The organism is Cryptosporangium japonicum, assembly GCF_039524755.1.
Lineage (GTDB): Bacteria > Actinomycetota > Actinomycetes > Mycobacteriales > Cryptosporangiaceae > Cryptosporangium > Cryptosporangium japonicum.
In genome coordinates, this window is record NZ_BAAAGX010000046.1 from 458,181 (window position 1) to 479,538 (window position 21,358).

The following is a 21,358-nucleotide window of genomic DNA, read 5'->3' on the forward strand; positions in this document are numbered from 1 at the left end:
GCAGAACGGAGCTAATCAGACAAAAAGTGCTTTTGGGGAGCTTGAGTCGCCTTTGTGTCAATCCTGGGCGCTAAATGGCGATCTTTTGTCTTTATGGGCTAATCGGACTTAACCGTTCGGATGATGCCTTGCTGCCCAGGTGGCCAAGGGGGCACGTAGGCTCGGGGGGTGACCGACCTCGCGCCCGCGCCGTCGAAGTCCGAGAAGAGCTCCGCCGAGGCACCGTGGCCGGTGCGCGTGGTGAGCATGAAGATCGGCCAGTGGGTCGCCCGGCTCGGCGACGTCTGGGTCGAAGGCCAGGTGGCACAGGTGTCCCGCCGCCCCGGCGCACCGACCGTCTTCCTCACCCTGCGTGACCCCGCGGCGGACATCAGCATCCCGGTGACGTGCCCCCGAATGGTCTTCGACGCGGTGCGCCCGCCGCTCTCGGAGGGCGCGCGGGTACTCGTGCACGCCAAACCGGACTACTACCTCCAGCGAGGCTCGCTGTCGCTGCGCGCGACCGAGCTGCGTGCCGTCGGCATCGGTGAACTGCTCGCCCGGCTGGCCCGGCTCAAGGAGCTGCTCGCGGCCGAAGGGCTCTTCGCCACCGAGCGCAAGCGCCGGCTGCCGTTCCTGCCCGGGACGGTCGGCCTGATCACCGGCCGGGCCAGCGCGGCCGAGCGCGACGTGCTGGAGAACGCGCGGCGCCGGTGGCCGGCCGTCCGCTTCGCCGTGCGCCCGGTCGCGGTGCAGGGCACCTCGGCGGTGACACAGATCCTCGAAGCGCTCCGCGAGCTCGACGCCGACCCCGAGGTGGACGTCATCGTGCTGGCCCGCGGCGGCGGCTCGGTGGAGGACCTGTTGCCGTTCAGCGACGAGACGCTGTGCCGGGCGGTGTTCGGGTGCCGCACCCCGGTCGTGAGCGCGATCGGGCACGAGACCGACACGCCGCTCGTCGACTACGTGGCCGACGTCCGCGCGTCCACGCCGACCGACGCGGCCAAACGCGTGGTTCCCGACCTCTCCGAGGAGCGGCAGCGCATCGACGTCGCCCGGCAGCGGCTCCGGCGCGGTGTGCTCTCCCGGCTGGAGGCCGGGCAGCAGTGGCTCGACGGGGTCCGGTCCCGGCCGGCGTTCGCGCGGCCGACCGTGCTGGTGGAGCAGCGCGAGACCGAGGTGGACGGGCTCCGGGAGCGGGCCCGGCGGACGCTCGGTCACCGGCTCGACGCCGCCGGCGGGGAGTTGGCGCAGGTCCGGGCCCGGGTGCGGGCACTGTCCCCGCAGGCCACGCTCGACCGGGGCTACGCGGTGGTGCAACGCGCGGACGGCGCGGTGCTCCGCGACGCGGCGGACGCGGCACCCGGCGACGCACTGCGGGTGCGGTTGGCGTCCGGCGAACTACCCGCCGTGGTGAGCGGCCCCGACGGGCCCTAGCCGGGGCCGCTCCGGTGGTTCACCGGTTGTCGAACTCCGCGGTGGCGATGACCTGGCCGGTCCGGAACCAGTCGGTGCCCAGTGCGCGGTCGAGCAGGCGCTCGCCGTCGCGGGTGAGGCGCAGCGTGACCTCGTCCCGGTCGGCGCCGCCCCCGCCGCTGGCGGGCCGCTGCTGACCACCCCGGTCACCGTCCCGGTCCCGATTGCGGTCGCCGTCCCGGTTCCGGTCGCCGTCGCGGTCACGGCCCTGGTCGCGGCCCTGGTCACGGCCCTGGTCGCGGCCCCGGTCGCGGGTGTCGAGGCTGAGCAGCGTCACCCGCTCGCGGCCGATCGCGAAGCTCACGGTCTCCCGGCGCAGGTCCACGGTCGGGCGTGAGATCTCCACGTCCGGCCGCCAGCGGCGGTCGAACCGCACCCCGCCGCGGTGCTCGATCAACCCCGGACGCGAGCTCCGGTCCACCCGGAACGTGATCCGCAGATCGTCACCGCGGCCACGCTGCTCGGCGTCCACCGCACGGACCCGGACACCGAGCCGGTTCAGCTGACGCACCACGTCCCGGTCGAACGTCACCTCGGTCCGGTCGGCCCGCCCGGGCCCCACCTCCGCCGCCTGGGCGGGGACGGCTCCGAAAACCGCGGCCGCCGCCAGCCCGCTGGCCAGGACACGTGTTCGCGTACGCATGGAAGACTCCTTCTCGTCTGCGACACAGACCTTCGCGGGAGTGATGACCGGCAGCACGACCGACATTCGCGACTAATGGTCATAATTCGGAAAACAGTCCCTGCGGTGGAGGCGCTACGCTGTCGGCCATGGCGGAACGGCTGAGCTACGAGGACGCCCGCGCACAGCTCGTCGAGGTCGTACAGCGGCTCGAAGCCGGTGGTACGACGCTCGAGGAGGCGCTGGCGCTCTGGGAGCGTGGCGAGCAGCTCGCCACCGTCTGCCAGGAGTGGCTCGACGGGGCCCGCGCCCGGCTCGAATCGGCCCGCTCCAGCGCCGAGTAGCGCTCACAGCTCAAGCACAGGATCGGCACAGGAGCTCCTCAGCCGACCTGATCATCGTGGGTGCCATGACGACGAACAACTCCCTTCGCGTGTCAGGCTGGACAGCATGAGCGACCGTTCGGGACAGCGTCGGGTCCTCGTCGTCGACGACGAGGAGAACGTCTCCCACCTGGTGTCGACCGCGCTGCGGCTGGACGGCTTCACCACGGTGGTGGCCGACACCGCTCCGGGCGCGCTCGCCGCGGTGGCCGAGCACGAGCCCGACCTGGTCGTCCTCGACATCATGCTCGGCGACGCCGGGGGCATGGACGGCGTCGGAGTGCTGCGTCGCCTGCGTGAGGCCGGCGCCGAGGTGCCGGTGATCTTCCTGACCGCGCGGGACGCGAGCGGCGACGTCGTCGCGGGCCTGCGTGCCGGCGCGGACGACTACGTGGTGAAGCCGTTCCGGGTGGAGGAACTGCTCGCCCGGGTGCACGCGGTGATGCGCCGGGCGGTACCCGACCCGAGCCGCTCGGCCACGCTCCAGGTCGCCGACCTGGAGCTGGACGAGGAGAGCCGCGAGGTGCACCGCGCCGGCCAGGAGGTGCACCTGACCGCGACCGAGTTCGAGCTGCTGCGGTACCTGATGCGCAACGAGCGGGTCGTGGTGAGCAAGGCGCAGATCCTGGAGCGGGTGTGGCGCTACGACTTCGGTGGTCAGTCGAACATCGTCGAGCTCTACATCGGTTACCTGCGCAAGAAGATCGACAACGTCGAGCCGCGACTGATCCACACCGTGCGTGGCGCCGGCTACGTGCTCAAAGCTCCACGATGAGCCGACGACGATGACGCGGTTCTCGCTGCGCACCCGGCTGGTCGCGGTCGTCGTCGCGGTCACGATCTTCGCCCTGACCGCCGGCGGCGCCGCCACCTGGCTCGCCCTCCGCGCGTACCTCTATAACCGCATGGACGACCAGCTCCACTTCATGAGCGGCGGGTGGATCCGCGGAGTCAACGAGCGGATCGCCACCGGCATCCCCCGTTCCGGGCTCACCGTCGACGGCGGACCCGGCCCCGCGGACGACAAGGGCGGATCGCAGATCTGGCTGGCCATCCTGGAGCCGGACGGCACCCCGGCCACCACGAAGATCACCGCGACGAACGAATTCTTCGGTACGAGCGAGAGCATCTATCTCTCGCTCTCGGCCGAGGACATCGCGGACCTGATCGCCGCGTCCGAGACCGACGACGACGCGCTGACCGTGGAGACCACGGACGGCCAGTCGATGCTCGCGATGGCACAGCCGGTCTACGACGGCTATTACCTGCTCACCGGGCTCCGCACGACGAGTACCGACGCGAACTTGAACCAGTTGCTGATGCTCGAGCTGGCGGTGGGGGGTGCGGCGGTGTTGGCGGCGGTGGGGCTCGGGGCGTACGGCGTCCGGGCCGGCATGCGCCCGCTCACCCGGGTGAGCCAGACCGCGCACGAGATCGCGGAGAACCTCAAGCGGCACGGCAGCGGGCTGGAGCGGCGGGTGCCGCCGAGCGACCCGCGCACCGAGGTGGGCCAGCTCACCGAAGCGGTGAACACCATGCTCGGCGAGGCCCAGGCCGCCTACGCGCAACGCGTCGAGAACGAGGACCGCATGCGCCGCTTCCTCGCCGACGCCTCGCACGAACTCCGGACCCCGCTCACCTCCCTGCGCGGCTACGCCGAGCTGGAACGGCTGCGCGCGGGCACGCTGGGCGCCGAGGACCCGGCCGCCACCCAGGACGCACTGCGCCGGATCGAGACCGAGGGCGACCGGATGGCGCGTCTCGTCGACGACCTGCTGTTGCTGGCCCGCACCGACCAGGGTTCGTCGGCGCCGGAGCTGGGCCCGGTCCCGGTCGACGAGCTGCTGGACGAGGCGGCCGACCGGGCCGGCGCCGCCCACCCCAACCGCCCGTTCGTCGTCGACACCCCGAGCACCGGCCTGATGCTCGTCGGCGACCGCGAGGCGCTGCTGCAGGTGCTGGGCAACCTGATGCGCAACGCGGCGATCCACACGCCCGGCCCGCGTCCGATCCGGCTCGGCGCCCGCCCCGACGGCAACTCGGTGTTGCTGCTGGTCGCCGACGAGGGGCCGGGCATGTCCCCGGAGCAGGCCGCGCACGCCTTCGAGCGGTTCTGGCGCGCGGACTCCGGACGCACCAGGGCCACCGGCGGCAGTGGTCTGGGCCTGGCGATCGTGCACGCGCTGGTCGCCGCCCAGTCCGGTTCGGTCACGCTGACCAGCGACGTGGCGACCGGAACGACGGTGCTGGTCCGGATGCCCGGCCTGCTCGACGACACCGGCCGGCTCGTCCACCGGCCCACCCCGGAGCACTATCCGCAGCAGTACACCGACCCGGCCACCGGCGCGCACCGCTCGGTCGGCACCCCGGACTACCGCCGGCTGCCGTAGCCGGCCGGGATCCCGTTCTCCAGCTGGTCGAACGCGTGCCGGTAGGCGTCGGCCGCCCAGCGCTTGACCTCGTCGAACGGCTCGTCGTCGAGCAGACGGCGACGGGCCTCGGCCAGCACGGCGTGCCGGGCGCCGACGATCAGCCCGGCGACGATCAGCGGCACCGGGTCGTCCTCGGTGGCGCCGGTCTCGGCGGCGAGCGTCCGGGCCAGCGCGGCCTCGGTGCGCCCGGCCAGCTCCCGCTCGCGGGCCCGGAGCGACGGGCTGCTCTCGACCAGCCGGAAGAAGTCGGTGGCGCCGTCCCACAAGCCCGTCGACCAGTCGTCGGCGGCGAACCCCTCGAGGGTGTGCCGACGGATCGCCGCCAGGGCGCCCTCCCCCGGCCGTCGGTCGCGCACGATCGCGGCGAGCAGGTCCTCCACCACGGCCTGCCGGTCGAAGAACAGGTCTTCCTTGGTGGGGAAGTAGTTGAAGACGGTGTTGACCGAGACGTCGGCCGCCCGCGCCACCTCGGCCACCGTGACTCCGTCGAAGCCCCGCGCGGCGAACAGCCCCATCGCGATGTCCGCGATCAGCAGCCTGGTCTGCGCCTTCTTGCGCTCACGCAGCGACGTCCCCATGCCGCGATCGTATCAACGCCAATTTTGGTGTCATTGCAAATTTGGTGTCACTCTGTTTTTATGGCCGCATGATGATCTCCGTACAGGGTTTGCGGAAGGACTATCCGGGGCCCGTCACCGCGGTCCACGGGCTCGACCTCGAGGTCGGTGCCGGTGAGGTCGTGGGGTTGCTGGGTCCGAACGGCGCCGGAAAGACCACCACGCTGCGCATGCTGACGACGCTGCTGCGCCCCACCGCCGGCACGGCGACGATCGCCGGGGCCGACCTGGTCGGCGACCCGGCCGCGGTGCGGCGCCGGATCGGCACCGTCGCCCAGGGAGGCAGCACCGACCCGACCTGCTCGGTGCGTGAGGAACTGGTGCTCCAGGGCCGGCTCCACGGCCTCTCCGGCGCGGCCGCCGCCACCCGCACCGACGAGCTGCTCGAGCAGTTCGACCTCGGCGACGACCGACCCACCGGCCACCTCTCCGGCGGTCAGCGCCGACGTCTGGACGTCGCGCTCGGCCTCGTCCACCGCCCGTCGGTGCTCTTCCTCGACGAGCCGAGCACCGGCCTCGACCCACGCAGCCGGTCGACGCTCTGGGCCCACCTGCGCCGGGCCGGCACGACGATCGTCCTCAGTACCCACTACCTGGACGAGGCCGACGCCCTGTGCGACCGGGTGGTGGTGATCGACGCGGGGCGGGTCGTCGCCGACGGCACCCCGGCGGCGCTCAAGCAGGAGGTCGGCGAGAACTCGACGCTCGACGACGTGTTCCTGGCGCTGACCGCATGAGGGCCACGTGGTTGATCTTCCGGCGTTATCTCCGCCAGACCCTGCGCACGAAGGTCGGGGTGGTGCTCGGCGCGCTGCAGCCGCTGCTCTACCTGCTGTTCTTCGCCCCGCTGGTGGACTCGTGGCCGGTGTCGGTGCCGGGCCTGCTCGTGCAGCTGGTGCTGCTCTCGGCCGGGCTGGCCGGCTTCGGGATGGTCTTCGACCAGCGGTTCGGCGTCCTCGACCGGATGCGTGCGACACCGGCGCCGCGGCTCGCGCTGCTGCTCGGTCGCGTCCTGCGTGACGTCGTCGTGCTGCTCGTCCAGGCCGTGCTGATCGTCCTGGTGGGGGTCGCGCTCGGGCTGCGTGCCCCGGTGGCCGGCGTCGTACTGACGCTGGTGTTGCTGGTGCCGCTCGCCGGCGGGGTGGCCGCCGCGTCGTACGCGGTGGCGCTGCGGCCGGGCGCGAGCGAGCTGTTCGCTCCGCTGATGAGCACGGTCGTGGTGCCGTTGACGCTGCTCTCCGGCGCGTTCCTCCCGATGACGTCCGGTCCGCGGTGGCTGGACGTGCTCTCCCACCTCGACCCGTTCCGGTACGCGGTCGACGCGCTGCGCGAGCTGTTCGCCGGGCACTACACCAGCGGCCCGGTGCTGCTCGGCACCGCGCTGACCCTGGCGATCGCGGCGGGGGCGACCGCGTTCGGGGTGCGCGCCTTCCATTCCGAACCATTCTGAAACTCCGTCGAGTTTTGTCGGGGGGCGCATCTACCGTGTAGCCGTGCCTGTGGTGAATGCGATCGAAATGTCCGGCGTCGTCAAACGATTCGGGGCGGTGACGGCGGTCAATGGGCTCGATCTCACCGTGCCGGCCGGCACCTGCCTCGGGCTGCTCGGCCCCAACGGCGCCGGCAAGTCCACCACGATGCGGATGCTCACCGGCCAGGCCCGTCCCGATGAGGGCGGCATCCGGGTCCTCGGCTACCGGGTCCCGGCCGAGTCGAAACACGCGCGGGCGCAGATGGGCGTCGTCCCCCAGCTCGACAACCTCGACGCCGAGCTCACCGCGCGGGAGAACCTGTCGGTGTTCGCCCGGCTCTACCGCGTTCCCCGCGCGGAGCGCCGGGACGCCGTCGAGGCCGCGCTCGCGATCGGGCAGCTCGCCGACCGGGCCGATACGAAGGTCGGCGATCTGTCCGGCGGCATGCGGCGCCGCCTGCTGATCGCCCGCGGGCTGGTCCACCGCCCGCGGCTGGTCCTGCTCGACGAGCCGACGGTGGGGCTCGATCCCCAGGTGCGGCAGGAGCTCTGGGGCCTCATCGACCGGCTGCGCCGCGACGGCACGACCGTGTTGATGTCCACGCACTACATCGAGGAGGCCGAGCGCCTGGCCGATGCGGTGGCCGTGGTCAGCAAGGGGCGGGTGATCGCCAGGGGCACCCCGGCGGAGCTGCTCGCCGGGCACGCCGGGCGGTCCGCCGTGGAGTACTCCGGCCCGCCCGACCGGCTCACCGAGGTCGAGCGCATCGCCGCCGCGGCCGGCCTGTCCACCCGGCGCACCGGCCCCAGCGTCTCGATCCTGCGCGCCGAGGACATGCCCGCGTCGGTGGCCGCCGCGCTCGGGCCCGGCACCGCGCGCCCCGCCAATCTCGAAGACGTCTTCGTCACGCTCACCGGGGAGTACGTCGCATGAGCAGCCCTGATACCCAGCGGCTCCGGTTCATCGAGCCGGCCGCGTTGGCCGGCGTCGTGGCGCACGATCTCGCGGTGTTCCGCCGCTACTGGCTCAACGCCACGTTCTCCGCCGTGGTGGAACCGACGATCTACCTGCTGGCGTTCGGGTTCGGCTTCGGTTCGCTGGTGTCGGTCGTCGCCGGGTACCGCTACCTGGACTTCCTCGGGACGGGAGTGGTGGGCACCGCGGTGCTCTTCACGTCGGCGTTCGCCGGGATGTTCCAGACGTTCGTGCGGCGGACGTTCCAGCACACCTACGACGCGATGCTCGCCGCCCCGGTCGACGTGCACGAACTGGTGACCGGCGAGGCACTCTGGATCGCCACCAGGGCCGGCGTCTACGGCTGCGCGCCGCTCGGCGTCGCCGTGCTGTTCGGGCTGCGCCCGTCGCCGACGGTCGTGCTGGTACCGCTGGTCGGGTTCGTCACCGGCCTGGGCTTTTCGCTGTTCGGGATGTGGATGTCGGCACTGGTGCCGAACATCGACAGCTTCAACTACATCATCTCCGGGGTACTGACCCCGCTGTTCCTCGTCGCCGGAACGTTCTTTCCGTTGGACACGCTGCCGTCCTGGGCGCACACCGTGGCCCAACTCAACCCGCTGTACCACTGCGTCGAACTCGTCCGGCACGCGGTCTTCAACCGACTGGGAGTCAACGATCTGGGGCACCTTCTGGCACTTATGTTTTTCGCCGCCGCTATGTGGGTAGGAGCGGTCGTTTTTCTCCGGCGGAAGTTGATTGATTAAAGCGAATCGGGAGTCTTAACCAGTGCGCGCACTCGTTAAACCAACCGATTCTCCGGACACGAAAAAGCGGCCGGGCCCGCTTCCCCGGAGGGAAGCGGGCCCGGCCGCTTTTAGTGGTGCTGGTGTTTCAGTGGTGCTGGTGCGTCAGCGGGCCAGCGGGCGACGACGGCCACCGCTGCGGCCGTAGAGACCGGCAACCAGGGCCACACCCACGGCGGCGAGCAGGACCTGGACGGCCAGCTCACGCCAGTCGATGCCCGAGGTGGCGGTCGGGATGCCGATCGCACGAGCGAGCGCGGTGCCGAGGAAGGCAGCGATGATTCCGACGACGATCGTCAGCCAGATCGGCAGGTTCTGCTTGCCCGGAACGACAAGCCGACCCAGCGCGCCGACGATAGCACCGATGATCAGCGCCATAATGATACCGGTGATGGTCATGGCTTCTCCCTTTAATCCCTGGAGGTTTCTCGCACCCTGTCGGGTTGGCGTTGACCATCTAATGCCCGGGGTGTCGCGCTCTCACACACTTCCCGAAAGAATTTTTTCGCCCGCGGCCTTTCCGCACGTAAAAGGCTTGGACGATTAACGGGTGCAGCAAAAGGGGCTCAGGAAAGTAACCGACATTCAGAGCAATTGGGACTTATTGCAGTGACTTGATCATCGTGCGTGCCGTATCGACCGACGCGTCACCGACCACCACCACGGTCACGTCCGGCTCGATCAGCACGAAGGCGTTCTCCTTGCCCTCACGTGCGGTGTACCGGGTCCAGCTCTCGCCCTCGATCTGCTCGACGCCGACCGGCGCACCCCGGTCGATGATGCTGGTGATCAGCGAGTCGGCGGCGGCATTGCTCTGCACCAGCTGCAGGTAACCGTCGTCGGGGATCGAGTAGCTCACGCGGATCGTGAACCGGCCGCCGGCCGCCGGGTTGTAGACGGCCGTGGTCGGACGCCAGTCCGCGACACCTTGCGGCTCGCGCACCCGGAACGCCTTCTCCGCCCGTGCGGTGTCGTAGACCCGGGCCGGGTCGACGGCGGGGGCGTCGGACTCCTTCGGCTGGAACAGCGCCACGATCGCGACCAGCGGGATGACCAGGATCCCCAGCGCGATGGCCAGGTTCCGGACGGTGGCGTCGGCCCGGGTCGGCTTCGACGGCGGCATGCTCGCGCCGGCGTCCGTGCTCATCCCGACCGTGACGTGCGTGGGCTCCGGGGCGGTATCCACGATGTCGACGATCGGACGCTCTTCACTGGCCATACCCCTATCGTCGTACACCCGGGCCGTACCGCCCACCCGGGGCACGCTGAATCGAAACACCCCACTCCCTCGCGGTGGCATACGCCACGTGCGGCCTCATAGCTCCGGGAACGCGTAGTCCGTTCTGCGAGGATGAGGCCCCCGCCGTCCGTTGATGGAGGACATTCATGTCGCTCGACACCCAGCCCCAAGCTCCGGACCGGAACCTCGCCCTCGAGTTGGTCCGGGTCACCGAAGCCGCCGCGATGGCCGCCGGACGCTGGGTCGGCCGAGGTGACAAGAACGGGGGCGACGGCGCCGCCGTGGACGCGATGCGCCAGCTGATCAACAGCGTCTCGATGCGTGGCGTCGTCGTCATCGGCGAGGGCGAGAAGGACAACGCGCCGATGCTCTACAACGGCGAGGAGGTCGGCGACGGCACCGGCCCCGAGGTCGACGTGGCGGTGGACCCGATCGACGGCACCACGCTGATGGCCAAGGGCATGCCGAACTCGATCGCGGTACTGGCGGTCGCCGAGCGCGGCGCGATGTTCGACCCGTCCGCCGTCTTCTACATGGAGAAGCTCGCGGTCGGCCCGGACGCCGTCGGGGTCATCGACATCAACGCGCCGATCAGCGAGAACATCAAGCGGGTCGCGAAGGCCAAGCGCACCGGCGTCCGGGACGTGACCGTCTGCATCCTCGACCGCCCGCGCCACGAGAAGCTCGTGCACGAGATCCGCCAGACCGGCGCCCGCATCCAGTTCATCTCCGACGGCGACGTGGCCGGTGCGATCTCGGCGGCGCGCGAGCAGACCGGCGTGGACCTGCTGGTGGGCATCGGCGGCACGCCGGAGGGCATCATCGCGGCCTGCGCGCTCAAGTGCCTCGGCGGTGAGATCCAGGGCAAGCTCTGGCCGCGCGACGACGAGGAACGCCAGAAGGCCCTCGACGCCGGGCACGACCTGGACCGCGTCCTCACCACCGACGACCTGGTCCGCGGCGACAACGTGTTCTTCTGCGCCACCGGTGTCACCGACGGTGAGCTGCTGCGTGGCGTCCACTACCGGCGCGGTGGCGCGACCACCGAGTCGTTGGTGATGAGGTCGCGCAGTGGCACGATCCGGACCGTGGGAAGCTGGCACTCGTTGGAGAAACTGCGGGCATACTCGCTGATCGACTTCGGACACCGCGGCGACGACGAGGACGAGTGACCACAAACCTGATTACGGTCGTTGGCGAGAACATCATCGACTTGGTCCCCGACCAGGGCGACGATGCTCCGTACCACGCGCGCGCCGGCGGCAGCCCGGCCAACATCGCGGTCTCACTGGCCAAGCTCGGTTCCCGGGCCGCACTCGCGGCCCGGGTGAGCCGGGACGTCTTCGGCGGACGCATCCGCACCCGCCTGGCCGAGGCCGGCGTCGAGAACCGCTACCTGGTCGACGCGGCCGAGCCGTCGTCGCTGGCGGTCGTGACGTTCGACGAGGAGCGCCGGGCGAGCTACGACTTCTGGCTCAACGGCACGGCCGACTGGCAGTGGCGCGACAACGACCTGCCCAACCCGCTCGACGACGACGTCGTCGCGCTGCACATCGGCTCGCTCGCGGCATACCTGTCGCCGGGCGCCGAGGCGATCGAGCAGATGATCGCCCGCGAGGGCTACCGCGGGCGGGTGACGCTCAGCTACGACCCGAACATCCGCCCGACGATCATCGCCGCGCCCGACGGCTCGCTGGACGCCGCCCGGGTGCGTACCGAACGCCTGGTGCGCCTGGTCGACGTCGTGAAGGTGAGCGACGAGGACCTGGGCTGGCTCTACCCCGACTCCCCGCCCGAGGACGCCGCCGCCGAGTGGGCGGAGAACGGGCCGGCGCTGGTGGTCGTGACGCGTGGCGGGCAGGGCGCGCTCGCGATCGGCCGCGCCGCGACCGTGACCGTGTCGGCGCCGAAGGTCGACGTGGCCGACACGATCGGCGCCGGCGACTCGTTCGCCGGGGCCCTGCTGCACGCCCTGGGGGTTCGCGGGCTGTTGGGCCCGGGCGGCGCCGACCGCATCGCGGGCCTCGACGAGGCGACCCTCACCGAGATCATCCGCACCGCGACGACGGCGGCCGCGCTGACGTGCACGCGGATCGGCGCGGTGCCTCCCACCGCGGAGGAACTCGAGGTCGCACTCAAGTGAGCTTGGCGGCCAGTCCGTCGAGCATCGTCTCGAGCCCGTAGTCGAACGCGTCCTGATCCGCGCCGTCGTCCGCGGCGCTGAACGCCGCCACCAGGCGGGGATACGGCGCCGCGGCGGCGAGAGTGATCGGTTTCAGGCGCTCGTTCCACTCCTCTTCCGTGAGGCCGCTGCGAGTCAGCGAGGTCAGCCAGGCGGCCTCGCTGACCCCGGCGCCGATGACGTAGGCGAGGAGCGCGGACAGCGCCTTCTCGGCTTCGGCGAGTGAGAATCCGGCCTTCTCGAAGAGGCCGAGCATGTGGTTGCTCAACCGCATGACGTTGGGACCGAGGTACGACAGGCCCACCTGCCCGAGCACCGCGGCGACCCACGGATGCCGGGTGACCATCGCCCGCACCGAGTGGGCGCAAGCGGTCAGGCCCGCTCGCCACTCCGCGTCGACCGAGAACGCGTCGACTTCGCCGTAGACCTCGTCGATGACGAACTCGATCAGTTCGTCCTTGCTCGCCACGTGCCGGTAGAGCGACGTCGCTCCCGCGCCGAGTTGTTTGCCCAAATTGCGCATGCTGAGCGCGTCGAGACCTTCGCTGTCCAGCAGTTTCACGGCCTCGGCGACGATCTGCTCCCGGCTCAGTGCCGGCTGCTCGCGCCCTCGCTTCGGCCGAGCCCAGACCGACGGGATCTCACTCGTCATGCGGCCATGCTAGCGCACGCCGTTCGCTATTGAGTTTCCGTTCGCACTGTGCGTACAGTGTGCGCATGACGGAAACACTGTTCGCGGCTCGGCATCGTTTGTGGATTCTGGTCGTGCTGGCACTCAGCACGCTCGTCCTGATCATCGACAACATGGCGCTCACGGTGGCGGTGCCACCGCTGTCCGCGGACCTTGGCGCCAGTGCGCAGGACATCCAGTGGGTGCTGGACTCCTACCTCCTGGTGTTCGCCGGTCTGCTGCTCACGTCGGGCAGTCTCGGCGACCGATTCGGCCGTCGACGCGTCATGGTCGTCGGCTTGACGCTCTTCGGTGCGTCGTCGCTGCTCGCGGCCTTCGCCGCGGATCCGACCCAGTTGATCGCCGCCCGGGTGGTGATGGGCGTCGGCGGCGCGCTGATCATGCCGAGCACACTCTCCATCCTCATCACGGTGTTCGACGACACCGAGCGCCCGAAGGCGATGGCCGTCTGGAGTACGGCCGCGACCGTCGGCTTCGTCGGCGGTCCGGTGGCGGGCGGCGCTCTGATCGCGTAGTTCTGGTGGGGAGCGGTGTTCCTGATCAACGTGCCGATCACCCTGGTCGCGATCGTCGCCGCTCTGGTGCTGATGCCGGAGTCCAAGGGGCCGTGGCGGAAGGCCGATCCGCTGGGTGCGGTGCTGTCCGCGGTCGGCATGACCGCCCTCGTCTGGACGATCATCGAGCTGCCGCACGACACGAACGTGTTCGCACCGCTGACGATCGGCGTCACGAGCCTGATCGCCTTCGTGCTCTGGGAGCTGCACACCCCGTCGCCGATGGTTCCGCTCGGGTTGTTCACCGCGCGCAACTTCAGCGGAGGGAGCTTCGCGCTGACCCTGTCGCAGGTCGCCAACGGCGGCTTGATGATCGTCATCACGCAGTACTTGCAGTTCGTGCTCGGCTATACGCCGACCGAAGCGGGCCTGGCGTTTCTCCCCATGGCGACCGGTTCGCTGACCGCCAACTGGTTCGGCGCCACGCTCGGTCAGACGGTGGCCAACCGGTCGCGGGTGGCCATCGGCCTGACGCTCTACGCGGCCGCGTTCGGCTGGATGTCGACCTTCTCGCCGGACGCCGGGGTCCTGACCGTGAGCGCAGCGCTGTTGGTGCTGGGCTGCGGTGGCGGGCTGGCGGTGCCCGCCGCGATCGCCGCCCTGATGGACACGGTCCCACCGGATCAGGCCGGCGTCGGGTCCGCGCTGAACGACACCGTCCAGCAGCTGGGGGCGGCCCTCGGTGTGGCCGCTCTCGGCAGCCTGGTGAGTGGTGCGTTCAGCGCGGCCATGCCCGCCGGTTCGCCCACCTCGATCGGTGACGCCGTCCGGATGCCCGCCCTCGTCGGCGCGGCGAGAACCGCCTTCACCGACGCGATGTCCACGACCTTCGTCATCAGCGCCGCGGCCGTGCTCGCCGCGGCCGTCCTCGCACTCGTCGTCATGCGCGACGAGAAGACCCTCGTCGCGGTCTGAAAGGAAACGACATGACCAACTGGCAGACCCGTCTCGACACGCTCCGCGCCGCATGTCACGTCCCGGGGGCCTCGCTCGCCGTGCTGGCCGACGGCGAGATCCACGAATGGGCCAGCGGCGTGCTGCACCGGGGAACCGGCGTCGAGGCCACCACCGACTCGGTGTACCAGCTCGGTTCGGTGGCCAAGGTCTACACCGCCACGCTCGTGATGACGCTGGTCGAGGAAGGGAAGCTCGACCTGGACGCGCCGGTCGTGGACGTCCTGCCGGAGTTCGCCACCGCGGATCCGGGCGCCACGAAAGTCATCACACCACGGCAGTTACTCAGCCACACCGGCGGTTTGACGTGCGACTTCATGTACGACGGCGGGCGCGGGGACGACTGCCTGGCCAACTACGTCCGCGCCGCTCGGGGCGTGGCGATGGACTGCCCGCCCGGCGTCGCGGTCTCCTACAGCGGCGTCGGGTACGTCACGCTCGGCCGGATCGTCGAGGTGCTGACCGGTCGGACCTGGGACGAGGCGCTGAAGGAGCGGGTCTTCCGGCCGCTGGGGCTGACCCACTCGATGACCCTCCCGGAGGAGGCACTGAGCTTCCGGGCCGCGATGTCCCACCTCGGCGAGCCGGGTGCCTATCCGGAGCCCGCGCCCGCCTGGGACCTGATCCCCCGGGCCTCCGGACCGGGTGCCCGCGTCATCGCCTCCGCGGGCGACGTCGTGCGGCTCGCCGGCATGCACCTCGGCGGCGGTGCGGCGGTGCTGCGCCCGGAGACCGTCGCGGCCATGCAGCAACGCCAGGTCGACGTGCCGGACAAATGGACGGTCAGCGCCGACGGCTGGGGCCTCGGCTGGACGCTGTACGACTGGGACGGTCGGTTCGGCTACGGCCACGACGGTGCCGCGGTCGGTCAGTACGCGTACCTGCGGGTGATCCCGGACGCCGGCGTGGCGATCGCGCTGACCACCAACGGTGGCGGCGCTCGCCGGCTCTACGCGGAACTGTTCCGCGAGCTGCTCGAGGAACTGGCGGGAATCACCATGCCGGAGCCGTTCGGGCCGGCGGGTCAGCCACCAGCGGTGGGCATCGGCCAGCACGCCGGGACATACCGGCGCGAAGGCGTCCTGATCACGGTGACCGAGGACGCGCACCTCACCTACGAGTTCGTCGACGGCATGAAGGACCTTTCCCCGCCGATCGAGGCCGAGCTGGTACCCGTCTCCGAGACGGTGTGGGCCGCTACCGGGGCGGGCCCGTCGTTCAGCGAAGGCTGGATGCCGGTGGTGTTCGCCGAACTGGACGGGCACGACTACTGCTACATCGGCATGCGCGCCGCGCCCAGGATCTGAGCGCGGCGCGCGACCTCATCCCTTCACGCAGACGACCTGCTTGAGGTGGGCGACCACCTCGACCAGGTCGGTCTGCTGGGCCAGCACCTGCTCGACGTCCTTGTAGGCGCCGGGGATCTCGTCGACGACCCCGGCGTCCTTGCGGCACTCGACGCCGGCGGTCTGGGCCGCGAGGTCGTCGGTGGTGAACGTCTTCTTGGCCTTCGCCCGGCTCATGCGCCGTCCCGCTCCGTGCGACGCGGAGTTGAACGCGTCCGCGTTGCCGCGGCCACGCACGATGTACGAACCGGTGCCCATCGAGCCGGGGATGATCCCGAGGTCGCCGCTCCCGGCCCGGATCGCGCCCTTGCGGGTCACGAGCAGGTCGACACCGCCGTACGTCTCCTCGGACACGTAGTTGTGGTGGCACGAGATCGGCTCGTCGAACGTGACCTGCGCGAACGCGTCCCGCACGACCTGCTGGAACAGGCCCAGCATCAGCGCGCGGTTGCGCCGTGCGTACTCCTGCGCCCAGTACAGGTCGCGACGGTAGGCGTCCATCTCCGGCGTGTTCGCGAGGAACACCGCCAGGTCACGGTCGGGCAGGTCGGCGTTGTGCGGCAGCGTGCGCGCGACCGCGATGTGCCGCTCCGCGAGCTCCTTGCCGATGTTGCGCGAACCGCTGTGCAGCATCAGCCACACGGTCCCGGACGTGTCCAGGCACACCTCGAGGAAGTGGTTACCGCCGCCCAGCGTGCCCAGCTGCTTACCGGCCCGGCTGCGCAGCTGGCTCACGCCGGCGTGCAGACCGTCGAAGCCCTTCCAGAACGCGTCCAGGCCCTTCGTGTCGACGCCGCGGACACGCCGCGGGTCGACCTGGTCGTCATGCGTGTGGAACCCGACCGGGATCGCGTCCTCGATCGCGCCCCGCAGCGGCCCGAGGTCGTCCGGCAGGTCCTCGGCGGTCAGCGACGTACGGACCGCGGACATGCCACAGCCGATGTCGACGCCGACCGCGGCCGGCGAGACGGCCTGGCGCATCGCGATGACCGAACCGACGGTCGCGCCCTTACCGAAGTGCACGTCGGGCATGACCGCGACGCCCTCGACCCACGGCAGCGAACCGATGTTCCGGAGCTGCTTCGCGGCCTCCGGCTCGATCGTGTTCGGGTCGGTCCAGACCTTGACCGGTGCCCGCGTCCCGGGCAGCAACGTGTACATGGATTTCTCCTTCGACAATGGGGGGACGCCGGAGGGCCGGGCGTCGGCGGCGGAGAGCTCAGGACCTGCCGGGGCGCGCGAGGCAGCCCGCGGCCGGGGCGTACGTGCCCCCGGTGCCGGTCGGCTGTCGCATGGCGCTGGCTCCTTCAGTCAGGTCGATGGGATCAGTGTGCTGGCCGAGGGCGCTGCGCCGCGAACGATTAATCTGGCGGTAACTCTCCAACGCCGTGAGGTCTCACCAATGCCTGACTTCCGCTACTCGGATCTGCTCCCGCTCGGGCCGGACGAAACGCAGTACCGGCTGCTGACGTCGGAGGGGGTGGAGGCCCGCGACGGGTTCCTCCACGTGGCCCCGGAGGCGCTGACCACGCTCACCAGGGCCGCGATGCGCGACATCGCCCACCTGCTCCGCCCGGCCCACCTGCAGCAGCTACGCAACATCCTGGACGACCCGGAGGCCTCGGGCAACGACCGGTTCGTCGCGCTCGACCTGTTGAAGAACGCCAACATCTCGGCCGGCGGCGTGCTGCCGATGTGCCAGGACACCGGCACGGCGATCGTCATGGGAAAGAAGGGTGAGCGGGTACTCACCGGCGGCGGCCAGATCGACGGCGAGGCGATCAGCCGCGGTGTGTACGACGCCTACACCGAGCTGAACCTGCGGTACTCGCAGCTCGCGCCGCTGACGATGTGGGACGAGAAGAACACCGGCTCGAACCTCCCGGCGCAGGTCGAGCTGTACGCGGACGGCAAGCCGAACGAGTACAAGTTCCTGTTCATGGCCAAGGGCGGCGGCTCGGCGAACAAGAGTTTCCTATACCAGGAGACCAAGGCCGTGCTGAACCCCACCCGCATGATGCAGTTCCTGGAGGAGAAGCTCCGGTCGCTGGGCACCGCGGCCTGCCCGCCGTACCACCTGGCGATCGTCGTGGGTGGCACCAGCGCCGAGTACGCGCTGAAGACCGCGAAGTACGCGAGCGCGAAGTACCTGGACTCGCTGCCCACCGAGGGGTCGATGGCCGCCCACGGTTTCCGGGACATCGAGCTGGAGTGGCAGGTGCTGGAGCTGACCCGTCGCTTCGGGATCGGCGCCCAGTTCGGCGGCAAGTACTTCTGTCACGACGTCCGGGTCGTGCGCCTCCCCCGGCACGGCGCGTCCTGCCCGGTCGCGATCGCGGTGTCCTGCTCGGCCGACCGCCAGGCGCTCGGCAAGATCACCGCGGAAGGCGTCTTCCTGGAGCAGTTGGAGACGGATCCGGCGCAGTACCTGCCGGAGACGACGCACGAGGACCTCGACTCCGACGTCGTGCCGATCGATCTGAACCGGCCGATGTCGGAGATCCGCGCGGAACTGTCGCGGCACCCGGTGAAGACGCGGCTGTCGCTGACCGGGCCGTTGGTCGTGGCGCGCGACATCGCGCACGCGAAGATCGCCGAGCGGTTGGACGCCGGCGAGCCGATGCCCCAGTACCTGCGTGACCACGCGGTGTACTACGCCGGGCCGGCGAAGACACCCGACGGGTACGCGTCCGGATCGTTCGGGCCCACCACCGCGGGCCGGATGGACTCCTACGTCGAGAAGTTCCAGGCGGCCGGCGGGTCGCTGGTGATGCTGGCCAAGGGCAACCGGTCGAAGCAGGTCACCGACGCGTGCCACGCGCACGGCGGGTTCTACCTCGGTTCGATCGGCGGCCCGGCGGCGCGGCTCGCGCAGGACTGCATCACCCACGTCGAGGTGCTCGAGTACCAGGAGCTGGGGATGGAGGCGGTGTGGAAGATCGAGGTCCGCGACTTCCCCGCGTTCATCGTGGTCGACGACAAGGGTGAGGACTTCTTCGCCGACACCACCAAACCCGTGCTCACGATCGGCCCGCGTCCCTGACCGATCCGGTGACGCGATCGGGCGCGCTCGCCGCCCGCACGGCGTCGCAGTTGCTGGCGGCGCCGCGGGCGGCGTCGGTGGCGGAGGTCGTCGAGCGGCTCGGGGCGCTGCAGGCGCAGGATCTGTCGGCGACCGCGCTCGCGGTGCGGGCGCGGTCGTCCGGGCTGGTCGCGTCCGAGCTCGGGCTGGAGTCGCCGGCGTTCGTCCGGACGTGGCTGATGCGCGGGACGTTGCACCTGGTGGCGGCGTCCGACGCCGGTTGGATGCTCAGCGTGCTGGGCCCTCGCAACCGGGCGCGGGACGCCCGCCGCCGGGCCCAGCTGGGCTTGGACGACGCGGTGTGCGACCGTGCCGTGGCGGCCCTGCCCGACGTGCTCGCCGACGGCCCGCTGGACCGCGCCGAGGTCGTGGCGCGGCTGGCGTCGGCCGGTGTGGTGATCGGGCCCGGCCAGGCGGCACCCCATCTGCTGGCGTACGCGGCGTCGTTGGGGGTGCTGGCGCTCGGCCCCGAGGTGGCCCGGGGCAAGGCGACCTACCGCCTGCTCGACCCGGGCCCGCCGCCCTCGGCCGACGCCACCGCGGAGCTGGCGCGGCGCTACCTCGACGGCCACCAGCCGGCCGGGTGGGCGGACTTCGCCGCCTGGTCCGGGCTCGGCGCCCGCCCGGCCAGGGCCGCGTTCGCCGCGCTCGACGACCCGACGCCCACCCCACGCGGCCCGGCCGGACCGACCGTGCGGCTGGTGGGCCACTTCGACCCGTACTTGCTGGGCTACGCCGACAAGACCGCCGCCGTCCCGGCCGAGTTCGTCGCCCGGGTCCGCACCGGCGGCGGCTTCGTCACCCCGACCGTCCTCGTGGACGGCCGGGCGGTGGCCACCTGGCGCCGACACGGCTCCGCACTGTCGGTGGAACCGTTCACCCCGCTGAGCGACGCCACCCGAGCCGCCGTGGCCACCGAAGCCACCGACCTGGCCCGCTTCCTGGCCGAGCCTCTCGAGTTGTCCTTCTAAGCCTTCGGGTCCAAGCATCGGCTTGATCCACCGGTCGTTCCTACTGCGGTGTAGCCGCCTGCAGGCATCCGGAGGACCAGCTCGGGACCGCGCCTCCATTTCTTCCTCATTGGCACGATGGTTCCACTTGTTCCATCGTGTCGGCAAGTGAAGATCACCCCGCCCTGCGGCGGCGGAGCGTCGAAAGTGGGCGTAGGTATGAGGAATGAGCGAGAGCGAATACCGGATCGAGCACGACACGATGGGTGAGGTCAAAGTGCCCGCCGCCGCGAAGTGGCGCGCCCAGACCCAACGCGCGGTGGAGAACTTCCCGATCTCGGGTACGCCGATCGAGCCGGCGCTGATCGCCGCGCTCGGCCGGATCAAGGCCTCCGCCGCACGCGTCAACGCCGCGCTGGGTGTGATCGACGCCGACCTCGCCGAGGCGATCGCGGCCGCCGCCGAGGAGGTGGCCACCGGTGTGCACGACGCGGAGTTCCCGGTGGACGTGTTCCAGACCGGCTCCGGCACGTCCAGCAACATGAACACCAACGAGGTGATCGCCACCCTCGCCACCGAGCGGCTCGGGAAGCCGGTCCACCCGAACGACCACGTCAACGCGTCCCAGTCGTCGAACGACGTGTTCCCGTCGTCGATCCACCTGGCCGCCACCGGCGCGGTCTCCGACGACCTGATCCCGGCGCTGGAGCACCTCAAAGACGCGCTGCGCCGCAAGCAGGACGAGTTCAAAGACGTCGTGAAGTCCGGCCGCACCCACCTGATGGACGCCACCCCGGTCACCCTCGGGCAGGAGTTCGGCGGTTACGCCACCCAGGTCGAGCTGGGCGTCGAGCGGCTGCGTGCGGCGCTGCCCCGGCTGGCCGAACTCCCGCTCGGCGGCACCGCGGTCGGTACCGGCATCAACACCCCGCCGGGGTTCGCCGCCCAGGTGATCGCCGACCTCGCGACACGCACGGGCCTGCCGGTCACCGAGGCACGCGACCACTTCGAGGCCCAGGGCGCCCGCGACGGCCTGGTGGAGGCCTCCGGGCAGCTCCGCACGATCGCCGTCGGCCTGGTGAAGATCGCGAACGACCTGCGCTGGATGGGGTCGGGTCCGCGCGCGGGCCTGGCCGAGATCGCGCTGCCCGACCTGCAGCCGGGTTCGTCGATCATGCCCGGCAAGGTGAACCCGGTCATCCCGGAGGCGGTCGCGCAGGTGGCGGCCCAGGTGATCGGCAACGACGCCACCGTGACGTTCGCCGGCGCGTCCGGGTCGTTCGAGCTCAACGTCATGCTGCCGGTGCTGGCCCGTAACGTGCTGGAGTCGGTGCGTCTGCTGTCCAACGTGTCGCGGCTGCTGGCCGACCGCTGCGTCGACGGCATCGTGGCGAACGTCGAGCGGATGCGTGAGTACGCCGAGTCGTCGCCGTCGATCGTGACGCCGCTCAACAAGTACATCGGCTACGAGGAGGCGGCGGCGATCGCGAAGCAGGCCCTCAAGGAGCGCAAGACGATCCGCGAGGTCGTGATCGAGCGCGGTCACGTCGAGGACGGCACGCTCACCGAGCAGCAGCTCGACGCGGCCCTCGACGTCCTGTCGATGACCCGGCCGTAA

General features: G+C 70.7%; 20 protein-coding genes and 1 pseudogene. 15 read left to right on the top strand and 6 right to left on the bottom strand.

The window, feature by feature from the left end:
• Nucleotides 1-168 precede the first annotated feature (168 nt).
• Nucleotides 169-1,416, top strand: coding sequence for an exodeoxyribonuclease VII large subunit (gene xseA, locus ABD437_RS42515; protein WP_344654670.1), 1,248 nt, complete (start codon nt 169-171; stop codon nt 1,414-1,416).
• A gap of 19 nt (nt 1,417-1,435) precedes the next feature.
• Here xseA and ABD437_RS42520 read toward each other — a convergent pair whose 3' ends face one another.
• Entirely contained in the window at nt 1,436-2,098 is a 663-nt protein-coding gene (locus tag ABD437_RS42520) for a hypothetical protein (protein ID WP_344654671.1), read from the bottom strand.
• Nucleotides 2,099-2,226: 128 nt separating this feature from the next.
• Between ABD437_RS42520 and ABD437_RS42525 the strand changes: the two genes are divergently transcribed.
• From ABD437_RS42525 to ABD437_RS42535, 3 genes are all read left to right on the top strand, one after another.
• Complete coding sequence (locus tag ABD437_RS42525; protein WP_344654672.1) at nt 2,227-2,421, top strand: exodeoxyribonuclease VII small subunit; 195 nt, start codon at nt 2,227-2,229, stop codon at nt 2,419-2,421.
• 106 nt (nt 2,422-2,527) lie between these two features.
• Nucleotides 2,528-3,235: a response regulator transcription factor gene (locus ABD437_RS42530; RefSeq protein WP_344654673.1), complete on the top strand. Its 708-nt coding sequence runs from the start codon at nt 2,528-2,530 to the stop codon at nt 3,233-3,235.
• Nucleotides 3,236-3,245: 10 nt separating this feature from the next.
• Nucleotides 3,246-4,850 (top strand): sensor histidine kinase, encoded by a 1,605-nt coding sequence (locus ABD437_RS42535; protein ID WP_344654674.1) that lies wholly within the window; start codon nt 3,246-3,248, stop codon nt 4,848-4,850.
• Here ABD437_RS42535 and ABD437_RS42540 read toward each other — a convergent pair.
• A complete protein-coding gene (locus ABD437_RS42540; RefSeq protein ID WP_344654675.1) occupies nt 4,832-5,470 on the bottom strand; it encodes a TetR/AcrR family transcriptional regulator in 639 nt (212 codons plus the stop codon). The genes ABD437_RS42535 and ABD437_RS42540 overlap by 19 nt on opposite strands.
• Before the next feature lie 68 nt (nt 5,471-5,538).
• On the opposite strand from ABD437_RS42540, the gene ABD437_RS42545 reads away from it, so the two are divergent.
• The 4 genes from ABD437_RS42545 to ABD437_RS42560 all read left to right on the top strand — a co-directional run bounded on the left by ABD437_RS42545 (nt 5,539) and on the right by ABD437_RS42560 (nt 8,702).
• Nucleotides 5,539-6,246, top strand: a complete 708-nt coding sequence (locus ABD437_RS42545) for an ABC transporter ATP-binding protein (RefSeq protein ID WP_344654676.1) — start codon at nt 5,539-5,541, stop codon at nt 6,244-6,246.
• On the top strand, nt 6,243-6,959 hold the full coding sequence (locus ABD437_RS42550) for an ABC transporter permease (RefSeq protein WP_344654677.1): 717 nt from the start codon (nt 6,243-6,245) through the stop codon (nt 6,957-6,959). The genes ABD437_RS42545 and ABD437_RS42550 overlap by 4 nt, the downstream gene beginning before the upstream one ends.
• 67 nt (nt 6,960-7,026) lie before the next feature.
• Nucleotides 7,027-7,914: an ABC transporter ATP-binding protein gene (locus ABD437_RS42555; RefSeq protein WP_344654746.1), complete on the top strand. Its 888-nt coding sequence runs from the start codon at nt 7,027-7,029 to the stop codon at nt 7,912-7,914.
• Nucleotides 7,911-8,702 carry an ABC transporter permease gene (locus ABD437_RS42560; protein WP_344654678.1) on the top strand — a complete coding sequence of 264 codons (792 nt, stop codon included), beginning with the start codon at nt 7,911-7,913 and terminating at the stop codon, nt 8,700-8,702. Before ABD437_RS42555 ends, ABD437_RS42560 begins: the two co-directional genes overlap by 4 nt.
• Before the next feature lie 144 nt (nt 8,703-8,846).
• Here ABD437_RS42560 and ABD437_RS42565 read toward each other — a convergent pair whose 3' ends face one another.
• Together ABD437_RS42565 and ABD437_RS42570 are read right to left on the bottom strand one after the other, a co-directional pair.
• Complete coding sequence (locus ABD437_RS42565) at nt 8,847-9,140, bottom strand: GlsB/YeaQ/YmgE family stress response membrane protein (RefSeq protein ID WP_344654679.1); 294 nt, start codon at nt 9,138-9,140, stop codon at nt 8,847-8,849.
• Nucleotides 9,141-9,342: 202 nt separating this feature from the next.
• Nucleotides 9,343-9,960: a DUF4245 domain-containing protein gene (locus ABD437_RS42570; protein ID WP_344654680.1), complete on the bottom strand. Its 618-nt coding sequence runs from the start codon at nt 9,958-9,960 to the stop codon at nt 9,343-9,345.
• Between the two features lie 167 nt (nt 9,961-10,127).
• Here ABD437_RS42570 and glpX point away from each other — a divergent pair, with 167 nt between their 5' ends.
• Nucleotides 10,128-11,153: a class II fructose-bisphosphatase gene (gene glpX, locus ABD437_RS42575; RefSeq protein ID WP_344654681.1), complete on the top strand. Its 1,026-nt coding sequence runs from the start codon at nt 10,128-10,130 to the stop codon at nt 11,151-11,153.
• The gene (locus ABD437_RS42580; protein ID WP_344654682.1) at nt 11,150-12,124 is read left to right on the top strand and encodes a carbohydrate kinase family protein; all 975 of its coding nucleotides are present in this window, start codon (nt 11,150-11,152) and stop codon (nt 12,122-12,124) included. Before glpX ends, ABD437_RS42580 begins: the two co-directional genes overlap by 4 nt.
• On the opposite strand, the gene ABD437_RS42585 is transcribed toward ABD437_RS42580, so the two are convergent.
• Entirely contained in the window at nt 12,117-12,815 is a 699-nt protein-coding gene (locus tag ABD437_RS42585; protein WP_344654683.1) for a TetR/AcrR family transcriptional regulator, read from the bottom strand. The two genes, ABD437_RS42580 and ABD437_RS42585, sit on opposite strands and share 8 nt — an antisense overlap.
• A 65-nt stretch (nt 12,816-12,880) precedes the next feature.
• On the opposite strand from ABD437_RS42585, the pseudogene ABD437_RS42590 reads away from it, so the two are divergent.
• Both ABD437_RS42590 and ABD437_RS42595 read left to right on the top strand, forming a co-directional pair.
• Nucleotides 12,881-14,323: pseudogene (locus ABD437_RS42590) on the top strand (MFS transporter).
• A gap of 11 nt (nt 14,324-14,334) precedes the next feature.
• Nucleotides 14,335-15,669: a serine hydrolase domain-containing protein gene (locus ABD437_RS42595; protein WP_344654684.1), complete on the top strand. Its 1,335-nt coding sequence runs from the start codon at nt 14,335-14,337 to the stop codon at nt 15,667-15,669.
• A gap of 15 nt (nt 15,670-15,684) precedes the next feature.
• Here ABD437_RS42595 and ABD437_RS42600 read toward each other — a convergent pair whose 3' ends face one another.
• Nucleotides 15,685-16,869, bottom strand: coding sequence for an RtcB family protein (locus ABD437_RS42600; RefSeq protein WP_344654685.1), 1,185 nt, complete (start codon nt 16,867-16,869; stop codon nt 15,685-15,687).
• A gap of 241 nt (nt 16,870-17,110) precedes the next feature.
• Here ABD437_RS42600 and ABD437_RS42605 point away from each other — a divergent pair, with 241 nt between their 5' ends.
• The 3 genes from ABD437_RS42605 to ABD437_RS42615 all read left to right on the top strand — a co-directional run bounded on the left by ABD437_RS42605 (nt 17,111) and on the right by ABD437_RS42615 (nt 21,358).
• Nucleotides 17,111-18,751, top strand: coding sequence for a fumarate hydratase (locus ABD437_RS42605; protein ID WP_344654686.1), 1,641 nt, complete (start codon nt 17,111-17,113; stop codon nt 18,749-18,751).
• 8 nt (nt 18,752-18,759) lie between these two features.
• On the top strand, nt 18,760-19,761 hold the full coding sequence (locus ABD437_RS42610) for a winged helix DNA-binding domain-containing protein (protein ID WP_344654687.1): 1,002 nt from the start codon (nt 18,760-18,762) through the stop codon (nt 19,759-19,761).
• Between the two features lie 205 nt (nt 19,762-19,966).
• The gene (locus tag ABD437_RS42615; RefSeq protein ID WP_344654688.1) at nt 19,967-21,358 is read left to right on the top strand and encodes a class II fumarate hydratase; all 1,392 of its coding nucleotides are present in this window, start codon (nt 19,967-19,969) and stop codon (nt 21,356-21,358) included.